Source organism: Curtobacterium pusillum, assembly GCF_007680845.1.
Classification (GTDB): Bacteria; Actinomycetota; Actinomycetes; order Actinomycetales; family Microbacteriaceae; genus Curtobacterium; species Curtobacterium pusillum_B.
The window spans coordinates 482,380-506,157 of the sequence record NZ_VEIY01000002.1 but is presented as its reverse complement, the minus strand read 5'-3'; the positions used below and the strand labels follow the sequence as shown (position 1 = coordinate 506,157).

Here is a 23,778-nt window from a genome sequence, read left to right as displayed (position 1 = left end):
CCGTGCGCGCGGACGTTGTGGAGAACTCGCCGACGCGATCTGGGAGGATGAGGACCGTCATGCAGTCCGTTGCCCAGGCCGTCGAGCGTCTCGACGCACTCGCCGCCACCGAGCCGGTCGCCCTCCTCGCTCGGGCCTTCGCCGACGCCGGACACGAACTCGCGCTCGTCGGCGGCCCCGTCCGGGACGCCTTCCTGGGCCGCCCGGTCACCGACCTCGACTTCACGACCGACGCCAGGCCGGACGACATCCTCGCCGTCGTCGAGCCGATCGCGAGCGCCACGTGGGACATCGGCCGGCAGTTCGGCACGATCGCCGCCCGCGTGGCCGGCGAGCAGGTCGAGATCACCACCTACCGCAGCGACGTCTACGACGGCGAGACCCGCAAGCCCGAGGTGGCGTTCGGCGACACGATCGAGGACGACCTGCTCCGCCGGGACTTCACGGTGAACGCGATGGCGCTCCGGCTGCCCGCCCGGGAGCTCGTGGACGTGCACGGCGGGGTGGAGGACCTCCTCGCCCGGCGCCTGCACACGCCCCAGGCCGCACGGGTGTCCTTCCGCGACGACCCCCTCCGGATGATGCGCGCCGCGCGGTTCACGGCCCAGCTCGGCTTCACCGTGTCCGACGAGGTGCGCGAGGCCATGTCCGACCTCGCCGACTCGATCGACATCGTCTCGGCCGAACGCGTGCGCGACGAGCTCGTCAAGCTGCTGGACACCGCTGACCCGGTGGACGGCATCCGGTTGCTGGTCGACACCGGGCTGGCCGAACGCTTCCTCCCCGAGCTGCCGGCGATGCGGCTCGAGATCGACGAGCACCACCACCACAAGGACGTCTACGAGCACTCGCTGACGGTCCTGACGCAGGCGATCGGGTACGAGGCCGAGCGTCACCCCGGCGAGGCCCCGGACACCGTCCTCCGGCTCGCGGCGCTCCTGCACGACATCGGCAAGCCGGCGACCCGCAAGCTCGAGCCCGGCGGTGCGGTGAGCTTCCACCACCACGACCTCGTCGGGTCGAAGCTCGCGAAGAAGCGCCTCCGTGCGCTCCGCTTCGACAACGACACGATCGCCGCGGTGAGCCGGCTCATCGAGCTGCACCTCCGGTTCTTCGGCTACACCGACGGCGCGTGGACCGACTCCGCCGTGCGTCGGTACGTCCGTGACGCCGGGAACGAGCTCGAGCGCCTGCACGAGCTCACGCGATCGGACGTGACGACGCGGAACCGCCGGAAGGCCGACCGGCTCGCGTTCGCGTACGACGACCTCGAGGACCGGATCCGGGAACTCTCCGAGCAGGAGAAGCTCGACTCGATCCGTCCCGACCTGTCCGGCGACGACATCATGCGGATCCTCGACATCCCGCCGGGGCGTGCGGTGGGCGAGGCGTACCGCTTCCTGCTCGAGGTCCGGATGGACGAGGGGCCCCTCCGCCCCGACGATGCCGAAGCGCGTCTGCGCGACTGGTGGGCCGCCCGGGACGCGACCGCCTGACGGACGCGACCGTTCTCCACAGCCGGTGGCGCGCCTCCAGGCCGTCCGCTAAGCTTGTGGGGTTGTCCGCGCGCTCCTGCGTGGCAGGACACATGCATCAACCCTCCTGCTCCGGGAACTGCCCGGAGCCGCTGAGACCAGAGGAGGTGGGTTCCGCATGCACCAGTACGAACTGATGGCGATCCTCGACCCCGAGATCGACGAGCGCACCGTCGCTCCCAGCCTGGACAAGTTCCTCGCCGTGATCCGCAACGACGGTGGATCCGTCGACAACGTGGACGTGTGGGGACGTCGCCGTCTCGCCTACGAGATCGCGAAGAAGTCCGAAGGCATCTACGCCGTGGTCGACTTCACGTCGTCGCCCGAGGCCGCCAAGGAGCTGGACCGCCAGCTCGGTCTCTCCGAGGCCGTGCTCCGCACCAAGGTCCTCCGCGCCGAAGAGGGCATCGCCCAGGTCGCCGCGCAGAAGCAGCGCGACGAAGCCCGTGCCGCCCGCAAGGCCGCCAACGCGACGGCCTCGGCCGCCACGACCGCGAGCGCCGAGTAAGTCATGGCCGGCGAAACCGTCATCACGGTGGTGGGCAACCTCACCGCGGACCCGGAGCTGCGGTACACGCAGAACGGGCTCGCCGTGGCGAACTTCACCATCGCCTCCACCCCTCGCACGTTCGACCGTCAGGCGAACGAGTGGAAGGACGGCGACGCGCTGTTCCTCCGCGCGAGCGTGTGGCGCGAGTTCGCCGAGCACGTGGCGGGCTCGCTGACGAAGGGCTCGCGCGTCATCGCGCAGGGTCGCCTCCGTCAGCGCTCCTACCAGGACCGTGAGGGTCAGCAGCGCACGAGCATCGAGCTCGAGGTCGACGAGATCGGCCCGTCGCTCCGCTACGCGACCGCGCAGATCACCCGTGCAGCGGGTGGCAGCGGTGGCGGTCGTGGCCAGGTCGGCGGCGGCAACGCCGGCGGCGGTCAGGGCGCGGGCGGCGGCAACTTCAACGGCGGCGGTCAGTCGGACGCGCCCTGGTCCCCCCAGGGTGGCCAGCAGGGTGGCAACGCACAGTCGAACGACGTGTGGAGCACCCCTGGTGGCACGTACGACGACGAGACCCCGTTCTGATCCTCCGCGGTTCAACGGACACAACTTCTTCTTCTTAAGGACAAACAATGGCTGGAAAGAGCACCGGCGACCGCCGGAAGCCTCGCGGTAAGGGTGGCAAGAACGCCGCTCCCGCGAAGTCGATCAAGGTCGGCGTCATCGACTACAAGGACGTCGCGACCCTTCGCAAGTTCATCTCGGAGCGTGGAAAGATCCGCGCCCGTCGCATCACCGGCGTCTCCGTCCAGGAGCAGCGCCTCATCGCCCGTGCCGTGAAGAACGCCCGTGAGATGGCGCTCCTCCCCTACGCCGGCTCCGGCCGCTGATCAGGAGGATCACCATGTCGAAGCTCATCCTCACCCACGAGGTCTCCGGCCTCGGTTCCGCCGGTGACGTCGTCGACGTCAAGAACGGCTACGCCCGCAACTACCTCATCCCCCAGGGCTTCGCTGTCGCGTGGTCCAAGGGCGGCGAGAAGCAGGTCGAGTCGATCCGTGCGGCCCGTACCGCTCGCGAGCTCGCCACCATCGAAGAGGCCCAGGACCTCAAGATGAAGCTCGAGAACGCGACCATCAAGCTGACCGTCAAGGCCGGCAAGGACGGTCGTCTGTTCGGCTCCGTCCGTCCGGGCGACGTCGCTGACGCCGTCCAGGCGCAGGGCGTCGGCTCGCTCGACAAGCGCAAGGTCGAGGTCCCCGCGACCATCAAGACCGTCGGTGACCACGAGGCCACCGTGCGTCTGCGCGAGGACATCACCGCTGTGATCTCGCTCCAGGTCGTCGCCGCCAAGTAACACTGGCTGCGGTCTCCGCTCACGACGGGCGGGTCTCCTCCGGGAGGCCCGCCCGTCGTCGTGTCTGCTGGTGTCGTCCTGGAGGCGCGGGTCGTCCTGGGCTGACTGGTTACCTCTCAGACGTGGTCGCTGTTGCTGGGAGCGGCTTGGGAACGTTCTCCTCAGGAAGCAGTTTGTCAACTGCTTTTCCACACCGCCGGGCTGTCAAATCGGAACCTTCAAGGGGTAGTTGAACCACAGTTCTGCACACACGGTGTGGATCGGGAAAACCCAGGTCAGACGGTCGAAAGTATGTTCCCCGAGCAAGTTGTCCCCAGGTCCGTCCACAGTTCTCCACACCACGGTCCGGCGTGTTCCGCATCCTCTCCACAGAGTTATCCACAGGGGTGTTTGCTGGGGATAACTCTGTACCCGTAGCTTGGCCCAGCGACTCGGCGATGTCGGTCGCCCGGGGTAGAACTGGCTCGTTCGTGCAACGAGCGTTCGTTCGAGAATCGTTCGTTCAACAAGAGGAGTACGTGTGTCGATCGCGCATCTGGACCCCGCACCGCAGGACTACGCGGAGCGCGGGGGCATCGAGCGCACCCCGCCGCACGACCTCCTCGCCGAGCAGTCGACCATCGGCGGCATGCTCCTGTCGAAGGACGCCGTCGCCGACGTCATCGAGACCGCGCGCGGGGTCGACTTCTACATCCCCAAGCACGAGGTCATCTTCGACGCGATCCTGTCGCTGTACTCGCACGGTGAGCCCACCGACGTCATCGCCGTCACCGACGAGCTGACCAAGACGGGGCTGCTGTCCCGCGCCGGCGGCGCCGAGTACCTGCACAGTGTCACGAGCATGGTGCCCACGGCCGCGAACGCGGGCTACTACGCCGCGATCGTCGCCGAGAAGGCGGTGCTGCGTCGCCTCGTCGACGCCGGCACCCGGATCGTCCAGATGGGCTACGCGTCCGAGGGTGAGGTCACTGACCTCGTCAACAGCGCGCAGGCCGAGGTCTACAACGTCGCCGGCGGGGTGCAGACCGAGGACTACGTGCCCCTCACCGACGCCATCTCCGCCGCCCTCGACGAGATCGAGGCCGCGAAGGGCCGCGACGGGCAGATGACCGGCGTACCCACCGGCTTCGCGCAGCTCGACGGGCTCACCAACGGCTTCCACCCCGGACAGCTCATCATCATCGCCGCCCGACCCGCACTCGGGAAGTCGACGCTCGCCCTCGACCTCTGCCGCGCCGCCGCGATCAAGCACAACGAGACCGCCGCGTTCTTCTCGCTCGAGATGGGCCGCGCCGAGATCGCGATGCGTCTGCTCTCCGCCGAGTCCAGCGTGCCGCTGCAGAACATGCGCAAGGGCACCGTCGACTCCCGCGACTGGACCACCATCGCGCAGACCCGTGGCCGGATCAACGACGCCCCGTTCTTCATCGACGACTCCCCCAACATGACCCTCGTCGAGATCCGCGCGAAGTGCCGACGCCTCAAGCAGCAGCACAACCTCCGCATGGTCGTCATCGACTACCTGCAGCTCATGACCTCGGGCAAGAAGGTCGAGAGCCGCCAGCAGGAGGTCTCAGAGTTCTCGCGTGCGCTGAAGCTCATGGCGAAGGAGCTCCAGGTCCCCGTCGTCGCGCTGTCGCAGCTGAACCGTGGTCCCGAGCAGCGTGCGGACAAGAAGCCGCAGATCTCCGACCTGCGTGAGTCCGGGTCGATCGAGCAGGACGCCGACATGGTCATCCTGCTGCACCGTGAGTCGGCGTACGAGAAGGACAACCCGCGGCAGGGTGAGGCGGACCTCATCGTGGCGAAGCACCGCAACGGGCCGACGGACACGATCACGGTGGCGTTCCACGGGATGTTCTCGCGGTTCGTCGACATGCCGCAGTAGGGCACAGGCTTTGTGACTGTTCACGGAAACGGTCGCCTGCCCGCCGAAAGTGTCGCTGGACCGTCTGAGCGACAACTTTATTGAGCAACCTTCGACGCTCACAGGATCCAACTCCCCGGTCCCCCGCCTACAACTCGCCGCTATCGCTGTACAAACGCGAGCTCCGATGACACGCTCTCCTGCAAATCGCCTCTGATGATGGACCTGCGCGGTTCATGGGAGCAGCGCGGCCGCACAGATGGTTCGGCAGGTGGCTGTCATCGCCGGTGATCTTCGCGCACGGGTAGGACATTCGTGATCAGCGCGATCGCCCCGACTCCACCTACTACGGGTAGTCCCGCCGAGACCCCTTGCAGCAATCCCGAGTTCGTGGCGACCACACCGAGGCCGAGAGCGACTACCACCTGGATGACGCAGCCCACGAGGTACGCGGTCGAGAGGCTGGTCACGCGGAACGACTCCGGGATCGACGACGCGAGTGCCGCCACACCAGACGCGAACAAAAGGCTGTAGGCGATGCCGCCGAGGACCGCGAAGACGACGAAGAGCACGAGCGAAGAAGCCTGCGCGGCTCCGATGAGCGTCGCAGTAGCGGCCAACGAGGTGATCCCGCCGGACACACCGGAGATCTGGGCGGACAACCGTCTCGCTGCGATCGCCACGACACCGATGACCAGGCTCGTAATCGAGATGATCGAGCCGATTGCGAAGGCGTTGGACGACTCGATGAGCTCCTTGCCGATGTCCGCTCCGAGGGACAGCTCCAGCGCGCCGAGCGAGTATGCGGCAGCGATCGAGATCGACGCTCGGATGAGGACGCCGCGGAACGGGGCGGGAAGCCGGAGGCCTCTCCTCCGCTCACTGCGGGCCTGCGCCAGTCGGTCAGGAGGGAGTCGGAGGAGCATGAGCAAGACCACGACCGCGACCGCTAAGAGGACCCAGTACGAGAAGTGGAGCGGCGCCGGTGCGTACTCTACGAGCGCCCCGCCGATGAAGGTGGCGAACGCCAGCCCGATCGCCGTGGACGCGGTCGCGATCGAACTCGATCGGCCAGGAGCAGCATGTGACGCCGATTCGACCATGACCGCCGTTGCTGGGCTCAAGCCCAGCCCGACGCCCACGCCCATCAGGGCTCTGCCGGCGATGACCGACCCGAGGTCGGGCGCGACGCCGAAGACCAGCGCTCCGGCGGCGATCGAAGCGACTCCGGCGAGCATCGCCGCGCGACGGCCGACGCGATCCGATACTCCTCCGAAACACGCGAGTACCAGGGCGAGGGCGAAGGGGTAGACGGCGAAGATCGTCGTGGCTTCGACCTGACTCAGATCCCAATCGGTTCGGTAGACCGGGTAGACCGGTGTCGACGCTCCGCTCCCCCATAAGGCGAGCGCCGGGACACTGGCCGCTGTCCAGAAGGACCTGCGCTGCAGCCCTGACGTCGTCCGGTCACGATCCGCGGCACCCAGGTCGGCGATGTCAGGACTCCTCTGCTGCGGCCAGCGCCGCTGGGGCGCCGTACCAGACCGGACTTGGGTTCAACCGCTCGGGCCAGCGTCTGAGCATCTCGTCGAAGAACCCGATCCGGTCGACGCCGGAGGCAGACACCTCCATAACGTCCGACAGGTACCGCCGTGTCTCCCCGATGGCTTCGGGCCGATCGGCTCGTCGCGCGTCCTTGTGCCCGGCGACCACGGACGTCGGGTGCAACTCGGCGACCTGGTCAAGCGCCTCCTGCCAGCGTCGATAGCCGCCGTGCGCACCCTCGGCGAGGAACTGGTGGACGCCGTTGTAGACGACGTCTCCGGCCACCACCAGTCCGATGGAGGGAACCCAGAGCACGGTCGTCGCGTCCGTGTCGGAGTGCCCGACCTCGACGGGGACGAGCTCGGCGCCCTCGAGCCAAAGCCCCTCCTCGGGGACTGGCTGGGCCACGACCGGCGTCGCGGGGAGCAGGCCCGGGAAGATCCGGTCCCAGAGTGCTTCTCGTGCGGTGGTCGCCTGGAGGCGCATGAGTTCGATGGTCCCGGGGGTCGCCCACGCTCGTGCGTCGGGGAAGCGCTCCTGGATCCGTGCCGTGCCGAACCAGTGATCGCCGTGACCGTGCGTCGCGTAGATACCCACGAGGCGTTTCCCGCTCCGCGCCACCCAGTCGATCACCTCGTCGATCTGATCAACGAGGAACGGCGGATCGACGAGGAACGCGTCGCGATCCCCTTCGATCAGGACGGTCGACAGTGGGCTCCACATCAGCGGCGAGCCGTCCGGCATCCGGTCATCGCCAGCGCGCTCGCGCCCGTGCGAGACGTGGACCGAGTACTCGATGTCCATCAGGTCCCCCGTCAGCCGAGCCCCTCGATGACCATCGCGTTCGCCAGCCCGCCTGCTTCGCAGATGACCTGGAGGCCGTAGCGGCCCCCTGTCGCGTCGAGCACGCCGAGCAGTGTCGCGGTGAGACGTGCGCCGCTGGCGCCGAGCGGATGGCCGATCGCGAGGGCGCCGCCGTGCACGTTGACCTTGGCAGGGTCAGCGCCGGTCGCCTTGAGCCACGCGAGCACGACGGACGCGAACGCTTCGTTCACCTCGAACGCATCGATGTCGTCGAGCGACAACCCGGCGCGGCGCAGAGCTTGCTCCGTGGCCGGGACGATGCCCGTGAGCATCGTGATCGGATCGTCGCCTACGACCGCGGTCGCGACGACGCGGGCCCGGGGCCGCAGTCCGAACCGCTCCACCGCTCCCGATCCGGCGACCAGCACCGCAGCGGCACCGTCGTTGACCGGACTCGCGTTCCCGGCTGTGACGCTCCAGGAGATCTCGGGGAAGCGCTCGGACCAGCGAGGGTCTTCGAAGGCCGGACGCAGCGCTGCCAGTGCCTCCGGCGTCGTGTTCGGGCGGATCGACTGGTCGACGTCGCCCGCGGACAGGGGGACCGTCTCGCGCTCGAACAGCCCTGTTCGCTGCGCCCGGGTCGCTCGACGATGGCTCTCGAGCGCGAAGGCGTCTGATTCCTCCCGCGAGATGGCCCAGCGCGCCGAGATGAGCTCGGCGCTGATGCCCTGGGGAACGAGTCCGGGGGCGAAGCGCCGCTGCACGGCCTCACCGAACGGGTCCCTGCCGGCCGTCTGGCTGCCGATCGGGATCCGGCTCATGGACTCGGCACCCGATGCGACGACGACCTCGTAAGCTCCTGCCTGGATGCCCTGCGCCGCGAAGTGCAGCGCCTGCTGGCTGCTGCCGCACTGACGATCGATGGTGACGGCAGGCACGCTCACCGGCAGGCCGGCAGCCAGCGCCGCCCACCGAGCGGTGTTCGCACTCTGCTCGCCGACCTGTCCGACGGCGCCGGCGATCACGTCACTCACGGCTGCACCGGGCACGCCCGCCCGTCGGACGACTTCTCGGATCGCGTGGGCATGGAGATCGACGGGATGCGTGCCCGCGTACTGCCCGTCGCGCTTGCCCTTGCCGAACGGGGTCCTGATCGCGTCGATGATGAACGCTTCTGCCACGACTGCCCTCCCTCACGGGTGGCGACGGTCACGCGACCATCGCCACTGACTTGTCTATCACAAGTCAGTGGTGTGACCTACACCCGGGTGAATTCCACGGCCTCGGGCGGGAGGCTGTCGTCGTCGTGACGGACGAATCCCACACGGACAGGCGCGTCGCTGCTCTGCTCGTGTCGCACCATCGTCGGGCCGTCAGATCGCGGCACGTTGTCGTCGCCCCACTGCTGGAGCGCGCCCAGTACGACGAGGAGCTGTCGCCCCTCGGCGGTCGGGCGGTATGCAGACCGCGCTCGGCGACCGGGCTCCTGGTAGTCCACTCGCTCGAGCACTCCACCGTCGACGAGCTGCTTGAGGCGATCGGTCAGCACGTTGGTGGCAATCCCCAGTCGCTCCTGGAAGTCGGCGAACCGCTCGACCTGGTACAGCAGGGACTCTCGGAGAACGAGGAACGCCCACCGGTCACTGAGGATGGTCAGGGTCCGCTCGATCGAACAGAAGGGCTGGACGGGTCCGAGTTCGGGAGTCCGTGCGCGCGACATCCCTGCATCGTACTGCGCAAGTCAGCTCCGCGGCTGTGCGTCATCCGCCGATCAATGCCGCTGCTCGTGCGGCCCGGATGAAGGTGCGATGGGCGGCGGATCGGTCGTCGAGGTAGCTCCCGACGAGGACCGCGTCGCGGAGCATGACGAGTTCGTCGGCTCGGTCCCCGGCGTCGCCACGGCCTGCGGCATCGAGGTACCGCTCCAGCTGTCCCCGGAACCAGCGCCGATGGGACGACACGACGCCCCGTACCGGGCTCTGGGCGTCGGCGTACTCGGCGGTGGCGTTGATGAAGGGGCAGCCGCGCGTGTGGTGCCGGTTCGCGTCCTCGGCGATCCCCTCGATCGCGAGTTCGAGGAGGTGTTCCGGGTCCGTCGCCACGGACTCCGCGGCGTGGAAGGCGGCCTTGAGCATCGCGTCCTCTCGCTCCAGGTAGGCAACCACCAGTGCCTCCTTGCCGGCGAAGTGCCGGTAGAGGGTCGCGCGGGTGGTGTGCGCCTCGGCGACGATCCGCTCGATGCCGACACCCGTGATGCCTTCTCGGTAAAAGAGCTCGCCCGCGACCGCGAGCAAGTGCTCGCGAGGGGAGGTCGTCGGGATCGTGTCGGTGGCGGTCATCGGCGGATAGTAACACAGAAAGAACGTTCGTTCTTTTAGCTAGATTGCTTGACGCAAGCGAGACGCCGTGCCATGCTCGTCAACAGAAAGAACGATCGTTCTTTCTCCCGTCGATCGGAGTCCTCATGACCACCTCATCCCGTCGCCTCACCACCCGCCTCGCCATCGGTGGCGCCGCGGTTGCGCTCATCGCAGTGCCGACCGCAGCGCACGCCGCCGGCACCCCGTCCACGTCGTCGACCGCGTCCGCGACCTCCACGACCAAGAGCGCGAAGCCGACCATCGTGCTCGTTCACGGCGCGTGGGCCGACGCTTCCAGCTTCGCGCCCGTCACCAAGCGTCTGCAGTCAGACGGGTACACCGTCGTCAGTGCACCGAACCCGTTGCGCGGCCTCTCGACCGACGCCGCGTCCCTCAAGGCGTTCGTCGAGCAGGCAACGACCGGGCCGGTCGTCCTCGTCGGGCACTCCTACGGCGGCGCGGTGATCACCAACGCCGCGAAGGGCATCTCCCGCGTGACCGACCTGGTCTACGTCGACGCATTCGCGCCCGACAAGGGCGAGACCGTCGTGCAGCTCTCCGGCTCGGTCCCCGGCTCGGCGTTGGCGGCAGACCCGAAGACCGTCTTCGACGCCGTGCAGGACCCGAACCTGCCGGCGGGCGACCCGGACCTCTACATCAAGAAGAGCCTGTTCAAGTCGGCGTTCGCGGCACACCTGAGCGGCAGCAAGGCCGCCGTACTCGCTGCATCACAGTCGCCGGTGGCGGGTGGCGCGCTCCAGGAGCCTTCGGGTGACCCGGCGTGGAAGACGATCCCGAGCTGGTTCGTGATCGGCTCCTCGGACAAGGTCATCCCGGCCGCCGGTCAGGAGGCCATGGCGAAGCGGGCGCACGGCGACGTGACGACGGTCAAGGCCGACCACCTGTCCATGCTCGAGCAGCCGTCGGCGATCACTCGCGTGATCGAGACCGCGGCCAAGACGAAGTAGGCGCGGCCATGACCCCGGTGCTCTTCATCCACGGTCTGTGGATCCACTCGTCGGCTTGGCGTCCGTGGCAGGACCTCTTCGAGGAGGCCGGCTACGACGCGCAGGCGCCCGGGTGGCCCGGCGACGGTGCCACGGTCGAGGAGACCCGCGCACACCCGGAGCGTCTCGCCGGCATCGGCGTGCGTGCGATCACCGACCACTACGCGGGCATCGCAGCACGCCTGCCGGAGACGCCGATCGTGATCGGCCACTCCTTCGGCGGTCTCGTCGCGCAGAAGCTCCTCGCGGCCGGGGTGGCGCGGGCAGCGGTGGCCATCGATCCGGCCCCCATCAAGGGCGTCCGCGCCCTCCCGTTCGCGCAGATCCGTTCGGCACTCCCCGTCGTCAGCAAGAAGGCGAACGCCGACCGATCGGTGTCGCTGACGCCGCGACAGTTCCGGTACGGGTTCGGGAACGCGATCAGCCGGACCGAGTCCGACCGTCTGCACCGGCAGTACACGATCCCCGGTCCCGGTCGACCCGTGTTCGAGCTCACCGCGGCGAAGAAGGACGCGTCCTCACCGACCGAGGTCGACCTCGACGACCTGCGACGCGGCCCCCTGCTCGTGATGGGCGGCAGCCGCGACCACACCATCCCGGAGATCGTGGCCCGCCAGGCGGCCCTGCTGTACGAACCGGGCCTGCACACCTCGTACCGACGCATGGACGGGCGAGGCCACTCCCTGGTCTTCGACAGCGGCTGGGAGACGGTGGCGAAGACGGCGCTCGAGTGGGTCCGTCAGAACGAGCCGAGCGTCGCCCGCTGACGGTGCTCGGCAACACCGTGGTCCGGCGCGTCTTCCCCCATGCGGCGCGCCGGACCACGACCGACAAGGAGAGACATGCCCTGGATCAACCTCACGATGCGCAAGGGCGCACTCGACCAGCAGCAGCAGGCTGCGGTGATGGCGCGTCTCACCGACGCGCTCATGCACTGGGAACACGTCCCGGACACTCCGGTCGCGCGCAGGGTGATGAAGGGGTGGGTGTACGAGGTGGAGTCCGGTGCCGACTACATCGGTGGCTCGCCGGAGCACGCGCGCCCCTCGTACTTCGTGGAGGTGCGCATCCCCGCCGGCCGGCTGACGCGTCTGGACAAGTCCGGCATCATGCGCGACTTCGCGCAGATCCTCATCGAGGCCGAGGAGCGCGTGCCCCTGCCCGAGGAGCTCCGCCGCGTCTGGGTGACGATCGTCGAGCTCGAGGCGGAGGACTGGGGCATCGGTGGTCACACCGATTGGTTGCGGGCGTACGAGAGCGCCCTCCCCAACCCCGTCGGGCAGGTCTGACGTGACGGCCACACGCGCGACCAGACGGAACGTGCTCCGTCGAATCTCGACCCGGTACGGCCGCGTCGCCGCCCACGACCACGACGGGCACGGTGCCCCCATCGTGCTGCTCCACGGCTTCCCGGACGACAGCCGGATCCACGACCGCATCGTCCCGCTCCTGTACCGGCACCGGGTGGTGACCATCGACTTCGTCGGCTACGGCGCATCCGAGCGCACGCAGAGCTCGCTCGTCCGCCCAGGGCAGCGTGTTGACGAGGCCGTGGCCGTTCTGGAGGCGCTCGACGTCAGCGACGCCGTCATCGTCGGCCACGACAGCGGCGGGCCGGTGGCCGTCGAGACGGCACTGGCGTCCGAACGGGTGTCGAGCCTCTTCCTCCTGAACAGCTACTACGGCCGCGAGTCGGCGCTCCGTCTGCCGGAGATGATCCAGATGTTCGGCGATCCTCGTCTGGCACCGCTCTCCGATGCCGTCATCGCCGATCCGGCGCAGCGAGCCTGGTTGTTGGGGCACACCGCGAGGCGCTTCGGGTACGACCCGGACGCGCCGGACAGTGTCCGTTCGCGGGCCGTCATCCCCCAGTTCTTCGGGGATGCCTCGCAGCCGGACGCGCTGCGCGCCGTCCGGGCGTGGACCCGTGCGCTGCCGCGGGACCTCGGTGAGCAGACCCGTCGTGCGGCCGCTGGCGAACTCCGCGAGCTGAGCAAGCCGGTGACGTTGGCCTTCGGTGCTGAGGACCGGTACCTCAGTCCAGCGTTGGCGCGGCAGATGGCGGACCGGTACACCGGTGCCGTGGTGCACGAAGTACCCGGCGCATCGCACTGGCCGCAGTGGGACCAGCCCGAGGTCGTCGCCGGTCTGATCGCCGACCGCCGCTGACCCGGTGTCGCCCGACCCGACCCGAACGGGCCGGGTCGGGTCGACGCCGTCAGCGGACTTCGTCGACTCCGGGGAAGACCGCCCTCGTCATCATGCCGGCGCTGCGCACGAGTTCGTCGGCGTCGATGTCGGCTGCTCCGGCGACGGCGTCCGTCGCTGCTCCGCAGTACCCGTGGTAGAGCGCTCGGGCCAGGAGTTCCGGACCGTCCGCGGCGATCACTCCCGCGCGCACGCCTGCTGTGGCGGCGGCGGCGATCATCGCGATGAGCCGTTCGTTCACGTCGTTCTTCACCGCGTCGGCACCGGACGTCCCGTAGAGGGCCCGGTGGACGTCGCCGTGATCGAGCGCGAACCGGGTCAACTCCTCGAGCACGGTCACGAGCCGTCCCGCGACGGTCCTGGTCTCGTCCGACAGGATCTGCGCTCCCACGTCGAGGAACGACTCCATGTGACGCGCCCACGCGGCCGCAGCCAGGTCTTCCTTCGTGGCGAAGTGCAGGTAGAACGACCCCTTCGACATGCCCGCGGTCCGAGCGAGTTCCTCGACGGTGGTGTCGGCGACGCCGCGCTCCGTGAACACGAGGACTGCTGCGTCGAGCAGGTCGCGACGGCGCTCCTCGGCGGGCTTGACCCGGCGTGGTGGTCGCGTCGATCGGGTTGCCGTTGTCATGCGTCCTCCTGGTCCGTCATCTTATGCACTTGCTTTCCGCACCGATCGGTCTCGATCTGCGCTACGCTCGGTCCGTGGCACGGAGCAAGGAGTTCGACCCGGAGATCGCCCTCGATCGCGCGATGGGGCGGTTCTGGGCTGCCGGGTACGAGGGCACCTCGACCCAAGAGCTCATGGCCGTGATGCGCGTCGGGAAGCGGAGCATGTACGACACGTTCGGCAACAAGCGCGCGCTGTACCTCCGCGCGCTCGACGAGTACGTCCGGCGTGCGGAACTCGTGCACCAGACCGTGCTCGACGCAGACGGGCCAGTGGCAGACCGGATCGAAGCGTTGTTGCGCTCCGGCCTTCGACTGGGGGACGCGACCCCGCAGGGGTGTTTCGCCGTCAACGCGGGGACGGACCTCGGTGGCGACCCGGATGTCCGCGCGATCGTCGACGGGCACTTCGAGCGCAGCACCGACCGCATCGCGGCGGTGCTGCGTCAGGCGGGCGGCGGGCAGGCGGCAGCACTCGCGCCGCTCGTGCACACCGCATGGATCGGGCTGCGCGCGCGATCCGCCGCGGGTCTCTCCGAGAACGGACAGCAAGCGATCATCCGGCAGATCGCCGCACTGGTGTCCTGAGCGGGCTGCGGGTTCGTCCGTCGACTCCGCTTCCGCCATCATCCACGCATCCGACTGGGCCCACGGGGTCGTTCCCGACCCCGTCTCAATCCGACCCTTCATTCCGCACCGATCAGTCTCAACAGGAGAAGCATGTCTCAGAATCACCTCGCCCCGCGGGGCCGCCGGCCCCTGGCGGCCGTCTTCGCCATCGCCCTCGGGTCCTTCTCGGTCGTCGTCGCCGAGTTCGTCCCGGTCGGCGCCCTCTCCGCTATCGCCCGCGGGCTCCGCGTGTCCGAAGGGGAGGCCGGCTTGCTGGTCACGCTGCCGGCGGTCGTCGGCGCGGTGGCCGCGCCGGTCGCCACCGTCCTCATGCGGCGTCTCGACCGTCGTGTCGCAGTCCAGGTGCTCACTGCGCTCATCGCAGTGTCCTGCCTCCTCAGCGCAGTCGCGCCGACCTTCGGCGTGATGCTGCTGGGACGTCTGCTGCTCGGCGTCAGCGTCGGTGGCGTCTGGGCGACCGCCGTGTCCGCAGCGGCACGGCTCGTCCCTGAGCGGATCGTGCACACCGCCAGCTCGATGGTGTTCGGCGCCATCGCCGTGGGATCGGTGATCACGGTGCCGTCCGCGACCCTCGCTGTGGCCCACGTCGACTGGCGCTGGACCTTCGCCGGTGCTGCGGCCGTCGCCGTGTTCGCCGTCGTCATGCAACTCGTCCTCGTACCGCGCATCCCCGCGGCAGACCGTGTGACGGGGTCGGACTTCCGGACGATCCTCACGTCTGCCCCAGCGGTTGCGCTGCTCGCGATCGTCCTGTTCGTCGTGTTCGGCCAGTTCAGCGCGTTCACGTTCGTCGTCCCCTACCTCGTCTCGGTCGCCGGTCTGTCTGCCGCCGCGGCATCGCTGCTCCTGTTCGTCTACGGGGTCCTCACCATCGTCGGGAACTTCGGTGGAGGTGCACTCCTCGGACGGAGCATCCGAGGAACCGTGGTCGCCACGCTCGTCGCGGGAGGGGTGGGGCTCCTGCTGCTCGCGCTCGGTGCCTCTGCGGTCGTGGCGGTCGTCGTCGCGCTCGTGCTGTGGGGCCTGTCGTGGGGCAACGCACCGGTCGCGCTCCAGCACTGGCTCTTCACGTTCGACGGCAAGCGGTTCTCGGCAGAGGCCGTGAACGCCTCCTTCACTGCCGTCGTGCAGGTCGGTGTGGCTGCTGGTTCATTCCTCGCGGGCCTCGCGGTGGACGCGGTCGGGACCAGCAGCAGTGTGCAGCTCGGTGCGGCGTCGGCCCTCGTCGCCCTCGTGATCGGGCTCGTGCTCATGGCTGCCACGGCCCGTCGGTACCGCGTCTCGGTCGAGACGCGCTGACTGCTCCTGTCGGTCGAGGGCGGGGCGCGCACCACGGTGCGTGCCCCGCCCTCCGTCCGTCACGCGGCGAGGAACCGCAGTGCGGTGGCGCCGAACTCCTCCGGGTGCTGAAAGAGGAAGCCGTGGCCGGCATCGCTGTAGATCACCGTCGTGGCATCAGACAGCCGCTGCGCCATCTTGAACGAGTGCTCGGCGTGCACCATCACGTCGTGCGCTCCGTTCGCGACGAGTACGGGAATGTCGAGCTCCTCGAGACGCTCCCACGCCGATCCCTCGTCCTCTCCCCAGGCGCCGATGGCGTGCAGCTGCGCCTGGATGGTCTCGGCGCCGACCTGCGGGGCATCCGGCGTCAGACGGGACTCGAGTCGACGGAGCGACTCGCTGCCGCGGCGTCGCCCGTCCTCGTGCTGACCGAAGAACAGGTAGAGGAAGTCCTCGTCGTCGTTCTCCGGCTTGACCATGACCTCGATGGACTTCGGCTCGGGACCGGGAGCGCCGTTCTGGCCGCCGGGGCCGGAGCCGAGCACGAGGAGGCGGCGGACGAAGCCCGGCTCGTCGAGTGCCACGAGCTGCGCGACGAAGCCGCCGATGGACCAGCCGACCGCGTCGATCTGCTCGATCCCGAGCGCGCGGAGGAAGTCGACCGCCGTGCTGGCCATGCCGCCGAAGGTGTCGGGCGAGACGCCCCCGCTCCGGCCGACGCCGATGTTGTCGAAGAGGATCACGTCGTGCTCGGCGGCGAGGACGTCGACGAAGGCCGGGTCCCAGTGGTCCATCGTTCCGCGGAAGCGCTGGAAGAACACGACCGGGGTGCCCCCGGTCGGGCCGAACCGGCGGTAGGCGACAGGTCCGGAGGGGGTGTCGACGGTGTGCGTCGGCGCGGTCTCGGTGCGGTTGGTCATCGCGGAATCCGTTCTCGTTGGCGGTGCGCAGGGTGCGCGCCGGGTGCGTCCATCATCTCACTTGTTTCGCAAAAGTCAGTTGTGACCGACGGTCAGTCAGTGTTACGTTCCCCCGTGCCGGTCGATCGATCGGCACTGCACTCGCACTGGAGGAACGATGACCCGCAACACCACGCCCCCGCCGTTCGACGCTGAACTCGAGCCCGTCCTCGCCCAGGCCGGGATCTCCCCGACGCTCCTGCCCGAGCACCTCGAGGTCCTGCGCGGCCCGGGCTTCACCCCATCCCTGGAGCAGCTCCTCGAGGGGCGTCCGATCGTCCACGAGGAGCACGTCGTCCCCGGGCCCGCCGGCGACCTCGTCGTCTCGGTCTTCCGGCGCACGGACCACACCGAGCCCGGTGCCGCGTTCTTCTTCACGCACGTCGGCGGGATGATCTTCGGCGACCGGTTCGTCGGGGTCGCCCCGGTCGTCGACTACGTCGTCGAGTTCGACGCCGTTGTCGTCACCGTCGAGTACCGCCTCGCGCCGGAGAACCCGGCACCGGCCGCGCTCGAAGACTCGTACGCTGCGCTCGTCTGGACGGCCGAGCACGCCGAGGAGCTCGGCTTCGACCCGTCGAAGCTCATCACGATCGGTGGCAGTGCCGGAGGGGGCCTCGCCGCCGGGATCACCCTGATGGCCCGAGACCGCGGAGTGCCGGCCCTCGCCGGCCAGGTCGTCATGTACGGCATGCTCGACGAGCACAACGACAGCACCTCGGCGCAGCAGATCGACGGCATCGGCATCTGGGACCGCACCAGCAACGAGACTGGCTGGAACTTCTACCTGGGCGACCGCCGGGGCACCGAGGACATCACGTCGTACGAGTCGGCGAGCCGTGAGCAGGACCTGAGTGGACTCCCGCCGACGTACGTCGAGGTCGGCTCGGCCGAGGTGTTCCGGGACGAGGACGTCGCCTTCGCGAGCCGGATCTGGGCCGCTGGCGGCGAGGCCGAGCTGCACGTGTGGCCTGGCGGGTACCACCTCTTCGAACTGCTGGCACCCGACGCCGAGCTCTCAAAGGCAGCACGCCGCACGCGCGGCGAGTGGGTGCGGCGTCTGCTCGCGCGCTGATCGCGCGCCGGCGTCGGTGCAGACGGACGGGAGGCGCGGTGCCAACCCGCACCGCGCCTCCCGTCCGTCACGGCCGCGGGTCACGACCCGCCGCTCCGGTCATTCCGGCCAGGTGTTGCCGCGGATGACCTCGACGAAGTCGGTCCGACGGAAGCCGGGCAGGAAGTGCGCCAGCACGTCTGCGTTGACGTTCCCGAACACCGTCTCCGGCCGGTGCCGGTTGCCCTCCGCGAAGCGCTCGAGGATGCGTCGCTTGAAGTCCGGCCGCGGGTGCGCCGCGATGACCGCTCCGAGGGTGTCCTCCGGGAGGTCGTCCCGGCCGACACCGAGGACGTCCGTCTCGACACCCGCGGTCACCAGCGCGATCTCCGGCTCGAGGAACTCCGGCACGCCGGGTGTGGTGTGCAGCGCGATGCCGAGCCACACATCTCGGGCCGCCTGGGTGTCCACGCCGTGCTCGAGGAGGAAGGTGCGGGCGTCGTCCGCACCGTCGACCTCGAACCGCTGCCCGGAGTCGCGGTGTCGATCGGTCAGGCCGAGGTCGTGGAACATCGCGCCGACGTAGAGCAACTCCAGGTCGGGGCGGAGCCCGCGCCGCTGACCTTGCAGGGCGCCGAAGAAGAACACCCGGCGTGAGTGGTGGAACAGCAGGTCGTCCTCAGCGGCACGGACGTGTTCGGTCGCCGCGCGGACGAGGGCAGTGTCCGGCACGGTGATGCCGGCGATGGTGTCGATCATGGATCGCGTCCTCTCTCGTGGATCGTGTACTCCAGGGTGGGTGGACGGCGCGACCGGCGACGAGCGACATCAGGACGGAGATGAGGCACCGATGGACATGCAGGGGACGACCGTCGCGATCGTCTTGTTTGACGGGGTCAAGTTCCTGGACGTGAGCGGGCCGGCCGAGGTGTTCGCCGAGGCCAACCGGTCCGGAGCCGACTACGTCCTCCGGTTTGTCTCCCCCGATGGACGGGCCGTCCGCACGTCGGTGGGACTGACCGTCCCCGTGGACGCCTCCCTGGCGGACCTCGACGCGCCGGACGTCCTGCTGGTCGCCGGCGGCGACGACCTCGTCGATCGATCGGCACCCGACGGACTCGTCGAGGGCGTGCGTGCGGTCGCCCGCTCCGCCCGTACCGTCGCATCGGTGTGCACGGGCGCGTTCGTCCTGGCCCAGGCCGGACTGCTCGCGGGCCGGCGCGCGACCACGCACTGGCGACACGCGGGGCTGCTGGCTCGGGTCGCGCCGGACACCGAGGTCACACCGGACTCGATCTGGGTCCAGGACGGGGACGTCGTCACCTCCGCCGGTGTGACAGCGGGGATCGACCTCGCTCTGGCGCTCGTCGAACGCGACCACGGAGGTGACCTGGCCCGCGACGTCGCTCGAGCGCTCGTGGTGCACATGCAGCGTCCTGGCGGTCAGGCGCAGTTCTCGGCGGGGTTGCGTGGGCCTGCTCCGCGCTCCTCGCCGGTGCGGTCCGTCGTGGACGTGGTCCTGGCGGATCCAGCGTCGCCGTTCAGCACCCGGGACTCGGCCCGAGCCGTGGGTGTCAGCGCCCGACACCTCGCGCGGCTCTTCGTTGAGGAGCTCGGCACCACTCCGGTCCGCTTCGTCGAGCGTGCGCGGGTGGACCTCGGTCGGCAGCTGCTCGAGCAGGGCTCGACCGTGGCGGAGGCCGCTCACGGAGCGGGCTTCACCGACCCGGCCGCGTTCCGCCGAGCGTTCCGGCGTGTCTCTGGCACGACGCCGAGCGCGCACCGCCACCGGTTCGGGACCACCGGGATCCGCCCACCTGACTCTCGTTTAGAAAGTAAGCTAACTGGATGCCGACCACAGCCACAGAGCTCCTCCGCATCGCGGAACACGCCGAAGCCGATGCCCTAGCCGACCTCGTCGGTCGGACGCCTGCGCAGGCCCGAGCAGCACTCGGACTGACTGCGGAAGCCTTCGCAGACGGCGTGCTCGTCTCGATGCCCCACGACCCGACCGACCAGTGGAGTCGCGTCGTCGGCGTCACGCGGTGGATGGGGAACGCTGACGACCTCGTCGCGCTGGCACGAGAGCGGTTCACGCGGAGTGGAGTGCGTCGAGCGTCGCTGCAGATCGCTCCGGCGTTCGAGCCGGACGGCTGGCGGGAGACGTGCGAGCGGCTGGGACTGTCGGCGGGGCCGGCGCTCGTGAAGGTGGGCGCGAAACTCGAGGAGCTCGCCGTGTCCGCCGCGCCCACCGGGCCGATGACGGTGCGTGCGGTCCGGCCCGAGGAGGCGCTGTCGTGGTCCGCGACGATGTTCGAGGCCTTCGGGGATCCGGCTGACCCGCACCTCGCTGCCATGGGAGCCGGCTCCGTGGACGCCGACGGCTGGGTGGCGCTCGGGGCATGGGACGGTGCGGACCTCGTCGGTGTCGGCGCGGTCTCGGTCCGCGGACCCGCTGCCGAGCTGTTCGGAGGCGCGACGCTGCCCCGCGCCCGACGCCGCGGTGTCCAGGGTGTCCTCATCCGCGCTCGCATCGAGGCGGCGAGGCGCGCCGGCTGTAGATGGGTGTTCGCAGAGGCTGCCCTCGGCTCCGTGGATCGGCCGGGGCAGTCGTTGCGGAACCTGCGCCGGGCGGGCCTCCGGGACCTGGGCCTCCGGACGGGCTGGACGCTGACGGTCTGAGTGGTGCGTCCGACCGAGGAGGACCCGAGCCGGACGCACCAGACCACTCCAGCTCGGCGTCAGCGCAGGAAGAGGTCCACGGTCGCAGCGAAGTGCTCCGCGTGCTGGAACAGGAACGCGTGGCCGGCGTCGCCGTAGAGCAGAGCGGTCCCGTGAGGCGCGTGCGTCGCACCGAACACCGAGGCCGAAGCCGGGATGCCCACGTCCTGCAGTCCGTTCGCGAACAGGACCGGTTGCGTGGTCCTCGCGAGTCGGGCGACCAGGTCGGGCACCGGCACTTGGTACGCGACGGACGCCGCGACCAGCTGAGCCCCGGCCGCACGGTCGGACACCACGACGGCGTCCGTCGGACGGGCCGCTGCGATCCGCGCGTCGGACGCGACAGAGGCTGCTCTGCCGTCGTCGGTGTCCGGGTAGAAGAGGTACGCCATGTCCCCAGCAGTGGCGTCTGGCTTCATCTGGATCTCAGTGACACGGGCGTCGGGCGCCGGGGTGTCGGGTACCAGCCCCGGCGTGCTCGCCGCCACGACGACGCGTCGGACCAGGTCCGGGCGGGCGTCGACGACGTACTGGGCGACGACGCCGCCGAGAGACCATCCGAGCAGGTCGACCTGCGTGAGCTCGAGGGCTTCGACGAAGTCGATGATGCCCGCTGCCGCGCCCTCCATCGAGTCGCGCGGTTCACCGGTGGAGCGCCCGGTGCCGACGTTGTCGACCAGGATGACGTCGCGGTTCCGGCTGAGGGGCTCGATGAGGGCTGGGTCCCAGTCGTCGATGGTTCCGCGGAAGCGCATCAGGAGGACGAGTGGGACCCCGCCGACCGGCCCGGTCCGTCGGTAGGCGTACGTTGCGGACGCCGTCTGGACGGTCGTCGTCGAGGGTGTCGTGGACATGGTGTTCCTCTTTCTGTTCGTGCTCGAACGGACCGCCGCGGTGCGGCAGGTCGGGAGTGGTTCGCGCGGAGGGGGTCGGAGTGCGGCGGAGAAGCCGGTGAGTGCCGATGCGCGCTCCCACAGGGCGAGCGCAGTGGCGTGGTCGTCCTCGTGGCGGGCACGGCGCTGCTCGCGGACGACCGACGGACGGCTCGGTGGTGCGAGGTACGAGCCACCGGCGACGTCCGCGGTGAGGGCCTGGAGGACCGATCGGGCACCGATCTCGGGAGACACGCCGCGCCAGCGAGCGGCACCCCGGAGGACGACGCCCATCGCACCTGTCGCGTTCCCGTTCCCGTAGAGCCCGGTCCGCGCGACTCCGGGGTGGGCCGTCACCGCGCGGACGCGGCTGCCCACGAGGTCGAGGCGGCGCTGCAGCTCGTCGGTGATCAGGAGGTCAGCGAGCTTCGACTGTCCGTACGCCCGCCACGGGCGGTACCGGCGTCGCTGCCAGTTGAGGTCGTCGAGGTCGATCCTGGCGAAGGACGCGAGCACGGACGAGACGTTCACGATGCGGTCGGTGACAGACGGCAGGAGCAGGCGGGTCAACGCGAAGTGGCCGAGGAAGTTCGTCGCGAGCTGGGACTCGAAGCCGTCGGGCGTCCGTGCGAACGGCGTGGCCATTACGCCGGCGTTGTTGAGCAGTCCGTCGAGCCGACCAGACCAGTCCCGAGCGAACGCGCGGACGGAGTCGAGGCGGGAGACGTCGAGCCCGAGCACTTCGGTCGGGCCCGGGAAGGTCGCGGCGACCGCCGCACCGCGGTCGAGGTCGCGCACCGCCAGCACCACTTCAGCGCCGGCCGTGCTCAGCGCACGGCCAGCAGCGGCGCCGATGCCGCCGGTCGCCCCGGTGACGAGGTAGCGCCGCCCGTGTTGGTCGGGGAAGTCATCGCTCATGGTGTTCTCTCTTAGATGTCGGTCGACATCTTTCGACCAGACGATAGATTACTATCAGCATCTTCGAAAGGGGCAACATGGGGCGCGTCTCACGGGACCAGGCGGACCGGCACCGTCAGCAGATCGTCAAAGCCGCATCGCACGTGTTCCGGGAGCGGGGCGCCGCGTCCGTGAGCATCGGCGACGTGATGCGCGAGGTCGGGCTCACCAACGGCGGGTTCTACCGGCACTTCCCGTCGAAGGACGCGCTCGTCGCCGAGGCCACCGCGAACGCGTACGAGCAGATGAACACGGGCCTCGCAGGCCTCGAGGAGACGTCGGTGGACCACCGTGCCGCGCTCGCCGAGCTGGTCCGGGGGTACTTGTCGGAGCACAACCGGGACGACTGGGCCGGGGGATGCGTGACGACCGGCTTCGGCTCGGACGTCGCGCGGTCGGGCGACCGAGCGGTGCGGACGGCGTTCGCCCAGGGGGTGCGGGACTTCGCAGCGTGGCTATCCGATGAGGGTGACGCCGTCACACCGGCTTCCTTGGTCCGGATGTCGACGATGGTCGGCGCGCTGTTCCTCGCGCGCGCCACCTCGACCACCGACTTCAGTACCGACGTCCTCGGGGCGGCACGGTCACATCTCCTCAGTGAGCTCGGCGAGGCCGGGTCGGAGGGTGCCGGGCCGCCCGCGGCCTGAGGTTGTCCGGCCCTCCTCGCGCGTCACACCACCGCAACGTCGGCGAGTCGGATGGACACCAGGTGCTGGTCAGCGACGATCCCACCCGCGGGGTCCCGGGGGAACACGTCGCGCGCTGTTGCGATGACGATCCCGTCCACCTCGGTGTGGCCGGCGACGAGCTGCGCGCTCGGGACCCCGCCCATCACGTCGGCTTCGTAGTCCCGCCGTCGCACGAGGTCGTCCCCGTCAACGTAGAGCGTCTGCACGCGACTGTGGGTCGTGATGCTCGACGGGTAGGTGACCCGCAGGCGACGGAGGCTCGTGCCCGCTTCGGTCCACGTGCCGTCCTCTTCGGTGTCGACTCCCGGGAGCTGCAGCGACCAGGCCTCGGTGGTGTACGTCCACATCGTGTACCCGACGAAGTAGGCGACCTGTGCTGGTGTCCAGGGGGTGTCGACACCGTGCCCGGCGAACGACTCCCTCGGGTGGTCGAGCACCTCGGACTCCCTGGTCGCCCCGTCGGTGATCGTCACTCGGTCGGGCGTGTACTCCGCGAAGCCGCCCGTGGGACCGAAGGAGTCGATGCGCGTCCGCTGACGCCGGACGTCGACGTGGGTCAGCCCGTGCTCGACGGTGCCCGTTGCGCGCTTCAACCCCCACACCGCACCGCCGAGCGTCCGAGTGGTGTCGATGCGTTCGACCTCTGACCAGCGGGACCCGCCAGCGGCTGCGGTCACGGCGATGGCGAGCGAGATGGGCATGGGGACCTCCAGGTGGTGTCGCGCGAGGATCGGTCCGACCTCGCTAGCTTGTATTCTACAAGTCAGGTGGAG

26 protein-coding genes are annotated in these 23,778 nt (G+C 69.5%); 16 read left to right on the top strand and 10 right to left on the bottom strand.

Annotated features, from left to right (window positions below):
- Nucleotides 1-59: 59 nt before the first annotated feature.
- The 6 genes from FS825_RS06865 (at nucleotide 60) to dnaB (ending at nucleotide 5,270) form a co-directional block, all read left to right on the top strand.
- A complete protein-coding gene (locus FS825_RS06865) occupies nucleotides 60-1,496 on the top strand; it encodes a CCA tRNA nucleotidyltransferase (RefSeq protein ID WP_144711711.1) in 1,437 nt (478 codons plus the stop codon).
- Between the two features lie 157 nt (nucleotides 1,497-1,653).
- Nucleotides 1,654-2,043, top strand: coding sequence for a 30S ribosomal protein S6 (gene rpsF, locus FS825_RS06860; RefSeq protein ID WP_144711710.1), 390 nt, complete (start codon nucleotides 1,654-1,656; stop codon nucleotides 2,041-2,043).
- Between the two features lie 3 nt (nucleotides 2,044-2,046).
- On the top strand, nucleotides 2,047-2,610 hold the full coding sequence (locus FS825_RS06855) for a single-stranded DNA-binding protein (RefSeq protein WP_144711709.1): 564 nt from the start codon (nucleotides 2,047-2,049) through the stop codon (nucleotides 2,608-2,610).
- 47 nt (nucleotides 2,611-2,657) lie between these two features.
- The gene (rpsR, locus tag FS825_RS06850; RefSeq protein ID WP_017887834.1) at nucleotides 2,658-2,915 is read left to right on the top strand and encodes a 30S ribosomal protein S18; all 258 of its coding nucleotides are present in this window, start codon (nucleotides 2,658-2,660) and stop codon (nucleotides 2,913-2,915) included.
- Between the two features lie 14 nt (nucleotides 2,916-2,929).
- The gene (rplI, locus tag FS825_RS06845; protein WP_144711708.1) at nucleotides 2,930-3,382 is read left to right on the top strand and encodes a 50S ribosomal protein L9; all 453 of its coding nucleotides are present in this window, start codon (nucleotides 2,930-2,932) and stop codon (nucleotides 3,380-3,382) included.
- A gap of 520 nt (nucleotides 3,383-3,902) precedes the next feature.
- Complete coding sequence (dnaB, locus tag FS825_RS06840) at nucleotides 3,903-5,270, top strand: replicative DNA helicase (RefSeq protein ID WP_144711707.1); 1,368 nt, start codon at nucleotides 3,903-3,905, stop codon at nucleotides 5,268-5,270.
- Between the two features lie 257 nt (nucleotides 5,271-5,527).
- On the opposite strand, the gene FS825_RS06835 is transcribed toward dnaB, so the two are convergent.
- From FS825_RS06835 to FS825_RS06815, 5 genes are all read right to left on the bottom strand, one after another.
- Nucleotides 5,528-6,700 carry an MFS transporter gene (locus tag FS825_RS06835; RefSeq protein WP_260981084.1) on the bottom strand — a complete coding sequence of 391 codons (1,173 nt, stop codon included), beginning with the start codon at nucleotides 6,698-6,700 and terminating at the stop codon, nucleotides 5,528-5,530.
- A gap of 46 nt (nucleotides 6,701-6,746) precedes the next feature.
- Nucleotides 6,747-7,598, bottom strand: a complete 852-nt coding sequence (locus tag FS825_RS06830) for an MBL fold metallo-hydrolase (RefSeq protein WP_144711705.1) — start codon at nucleotides 7,596-7,598, stop codon at nucleotides 6,747-6,749.
- Between the two features lie 11 nt (nucleotides 7,599-7,609).
- A complete protein-coding gene (locus FS825_RS06825) occupies nucleotides 7,610-8,779 on the bottom strand; it encodes a thiolase family protein (protein ID WP_144711704.1) in 1,170 nt (389 codons plus the stop codon).
- A gap of 77 nt (nucleotides 8,780-8,856) precedes the next feature.
- Entirely contained in the window at nucleotides 8,857-9,318 is a 462-nt protein-coding gene (locus tag FS825_RS06820) for a winged helix-turn-helix transcriptional regulator (protein WP_144711703.1), read from the bottom strand.
- Nucleotides 9,319-9,358: 40 nt separating this feature from the next.
- Nucleotides 9,359-9,937 carry a TetR/AcrR family transcriptional regulator gene (locus FS825_RS06815; protein ID WP_144711702.1) on the bottom strand — a complete coding sequence of 193 codons (579 nt, stop codon included), beginning with the start codon at nucleotides 9,935-9,937 and terminating at the stop codon, nucleotides 9,359-9,361.
- A 125-nt stretch (nucleotides 9,938-10,062) separates the two neighbouring features.
- Between FS825_RS06815 and FS825_RS06810 the strand changes: the two genes are divergently transcribed.
- From FS825_RS06810 to FS825_RS06795, 4 genes are all read left to right on the top strand, one after another.
- A complete protein-coding gene (locus FS825_RS06810) occupies nucleotides 10,063-10,926 on the top strand; it encodes an alpha/beta fold hydrolase (protein WP_144711701.1) in 864 nt (287 codons plus the stop codon).
- Nucleotides 10,927-10,934: 8 nt separating this feature from the next.
- Complete coding sequence (locus tag FS825_RS06805) at nucleotides 10,935-11,732, top strand: alpha/beta hydrolase (RefSeq protein WP_144711700.1); 798 nt, start codon at nucleotides 10,935-10,937, stop codon at nucleotides 11,730-11,732.
- Nucleotides 11,733-11,807: 75 nt separating this feature from the next.
- Entirely contained in the window at nucleotides 11,808-12,254 is a 447-nt protein-coding gene (locus FS825_RS06800; RefSeq protein ID WP_144711699.1) for a tautomerase family protein, read from the top strand.
- A 31-nt stretch (nucleotides 12,255-12,285) separates the two neighbouring features.
- Nucleotides 12,286-13,134, top strand: coding sequence for an alpha/beta fold hydrolase (locus FS825_RS06795; RefSeq protein WP_186377105.1), 849 nt, complete (start codon nucleotides 12,286-12,288; stop codon nucleotides 13,132-13,134).
- A gap of 49 nt (nucleotides 13,135-13,183) precedes the next feature.
- Here the strand turns inward: FS825_RS06795 and FS825_RS06790 are convergent, their stop codons facing one another.
- Entirely contained in the window at nucleotides 13,184-13,804 is a 621-nt protein-coding gene (locus FS825_RS06790) for a TetR/AcrR family transcriptional regulator (RefSeq protein ID WP_144711697.1), read from the bottom strand.
- 74 nt (nucleotides 13,805-13,878) lie between these two features.
- Here FS825_RS06790 and FS825_RS06785 point away from each other — a divergent pair, with 74 nt between their 5' ends.
- Both FS825_RS06785 and FS825_RS06780 read left to right on the top strand, forming a co-directional pair.
- Nucleotides 13,879-14,430, top strand: coding sequence for a TetR/AcrR family transcriptional regulator (locus FS825_RS06785; RefSeq protein WP_186377104.1), 552 nt, complete (start codon nucleotides 13,879-13,881; stop codon nucleotides 14,428-14,430).
- A 132-nt stretch (nucleotides 14,431-14,562) separates the two neighbouring features.
- Complete coding sequence (locus FS825_RS06780; protein WP_144711695.1) at nucleotides 14,563-15,771, top strand: MFS transporter; 1,209 nt, start codon at nucleotides 14,563-14,565, stop codon at nucleotides 15,769-15,771.
- Between the two features lie 59 nt (nucleotides 15,772-15,830).
- On the opposite strand, the gene FS825_RS06775 is transcribed toward FS825_RS06780, so the two are convergent.
- Nucleotides 15,831-16,673 (bottom strand): alpha/beta fold hydrolase, encoded by an 843-nt coding sequence (locus FS825_RS06775; RefSeq protein WP_144711694.1) that lies wholly within the window; start codon nucleotides 16,671-16,673, stop codon nucleotides 15,831-15,833.
- Between the two features lie 157 nt (nucleotides 16,674-16,830).
- Between FS825_RS06775 and FS825_RS06770 the strand changes: the two genes are divergently transcribed.
- Entirely contained in the window at nucleotides 16,831-17,787 is a 957-nt protein-coding gene (locus FS825_RS06770) for an alpha/beta hydrolase (RefSeq protein ID WP_144711693.1), read from the top strand.
- Between the two features lie 99 nt (nucleotides 17,788-17,886).
- Here FS825_RS06770 and FS825_RS06765 read toward each other — a convergent pair whose 3' ends face one another.
- The gene (locus tag FS825_RS06765) at nucleotides 17,887-18,525 is read right to left on the bottom strand and encodes an HD domain-containing protein (protein ID WP_144711692.1); all 639 of its coding nucleotides are present in this window, start codon (nucleotides 18,523-18,525) and stop codon (nucleotides 17,887-17,889) included.
- 91 nt (nucleotides 18,526-18,616) lie between these two features.
- Here FS825_RS06765 and FS825_RS06760 point away from each other — a divergent pair, with 91 nt between their 5' ends.
- Nucleotides 18,617-19,675, top strand: a complete 1,059-nt coding sequence (locus tag FS825_RS06760) for a GlxA family transcriptional regulator (protein ID WP_144711691.1) — start codon at nucleotides 18,617-18,619, stop codon at nucleotides 19,673-19,675.
- Complete coding sequence (locus FS825_RS06755; protein WP_144711690.1) at nucleotides 19,615-20,448, top strand: GNAT family N-acetyltransferase; 834 nt, start codon at nucleotides 19,615-19,617, stop codon at nucleotides 20,446-20,448. Before FS825_RS06760 ends, FS825_RS06755 begins: the two co-directional genes overlap by 61 nt.
- 59 nt (nucleotides 20,449-20,507) lie before the next feature.
- Here FS825_RS06755 and FS825_RS18845 read toward each other — a convergent pair whose 3' ends face one another.
- Entirely contained in the window at nucleotides 20,508-22,277 is a 1,770-nt protein-coding gene (locus FS825_RS18845; protein WP_222126901.1) for an SDR family NAD(P)-dependent oxidoreductase, read from the bottom strand.
- Between the two features lie 77 nt (nucleotides 22,278-22,354).
- On the opposite strand from FS825_RS18845, the gene FS825_RS06740 reads away from it, so the two are divergent.
- On the top strand, nucleotides 22,355-22,963 hold the full coding sequence (locus tag FS825_RS06740) for a TetR/AcrR family transcriptional regulator (RefSeq protein ID WP_144711689.1): 609 nt from the start codon (nucleotides 22,355-22,357) through the stop codon (nucleotides 22,961-22,963).
- A 23-nt stretch (nucleotides 22,964-22,986) separates the two neighbouring features.
- On the opposite strand, the gene FS825_RS06735 is transcribed toward FS825_RS06740, so the two are convergent.
- Nucleotides 22,987-23,706, bottom strand: a complete 720-nt coding sequence (locus FS825_RS06735) for a hypothetical protein (protein ID WP_144711688.1) — start codon at nucleotides 23,704-23,706, stop codon at nucleotides 22,987-22,989.
- Nucleotides 23,707-23,778 lie beyond the last annotated feature (72 nt).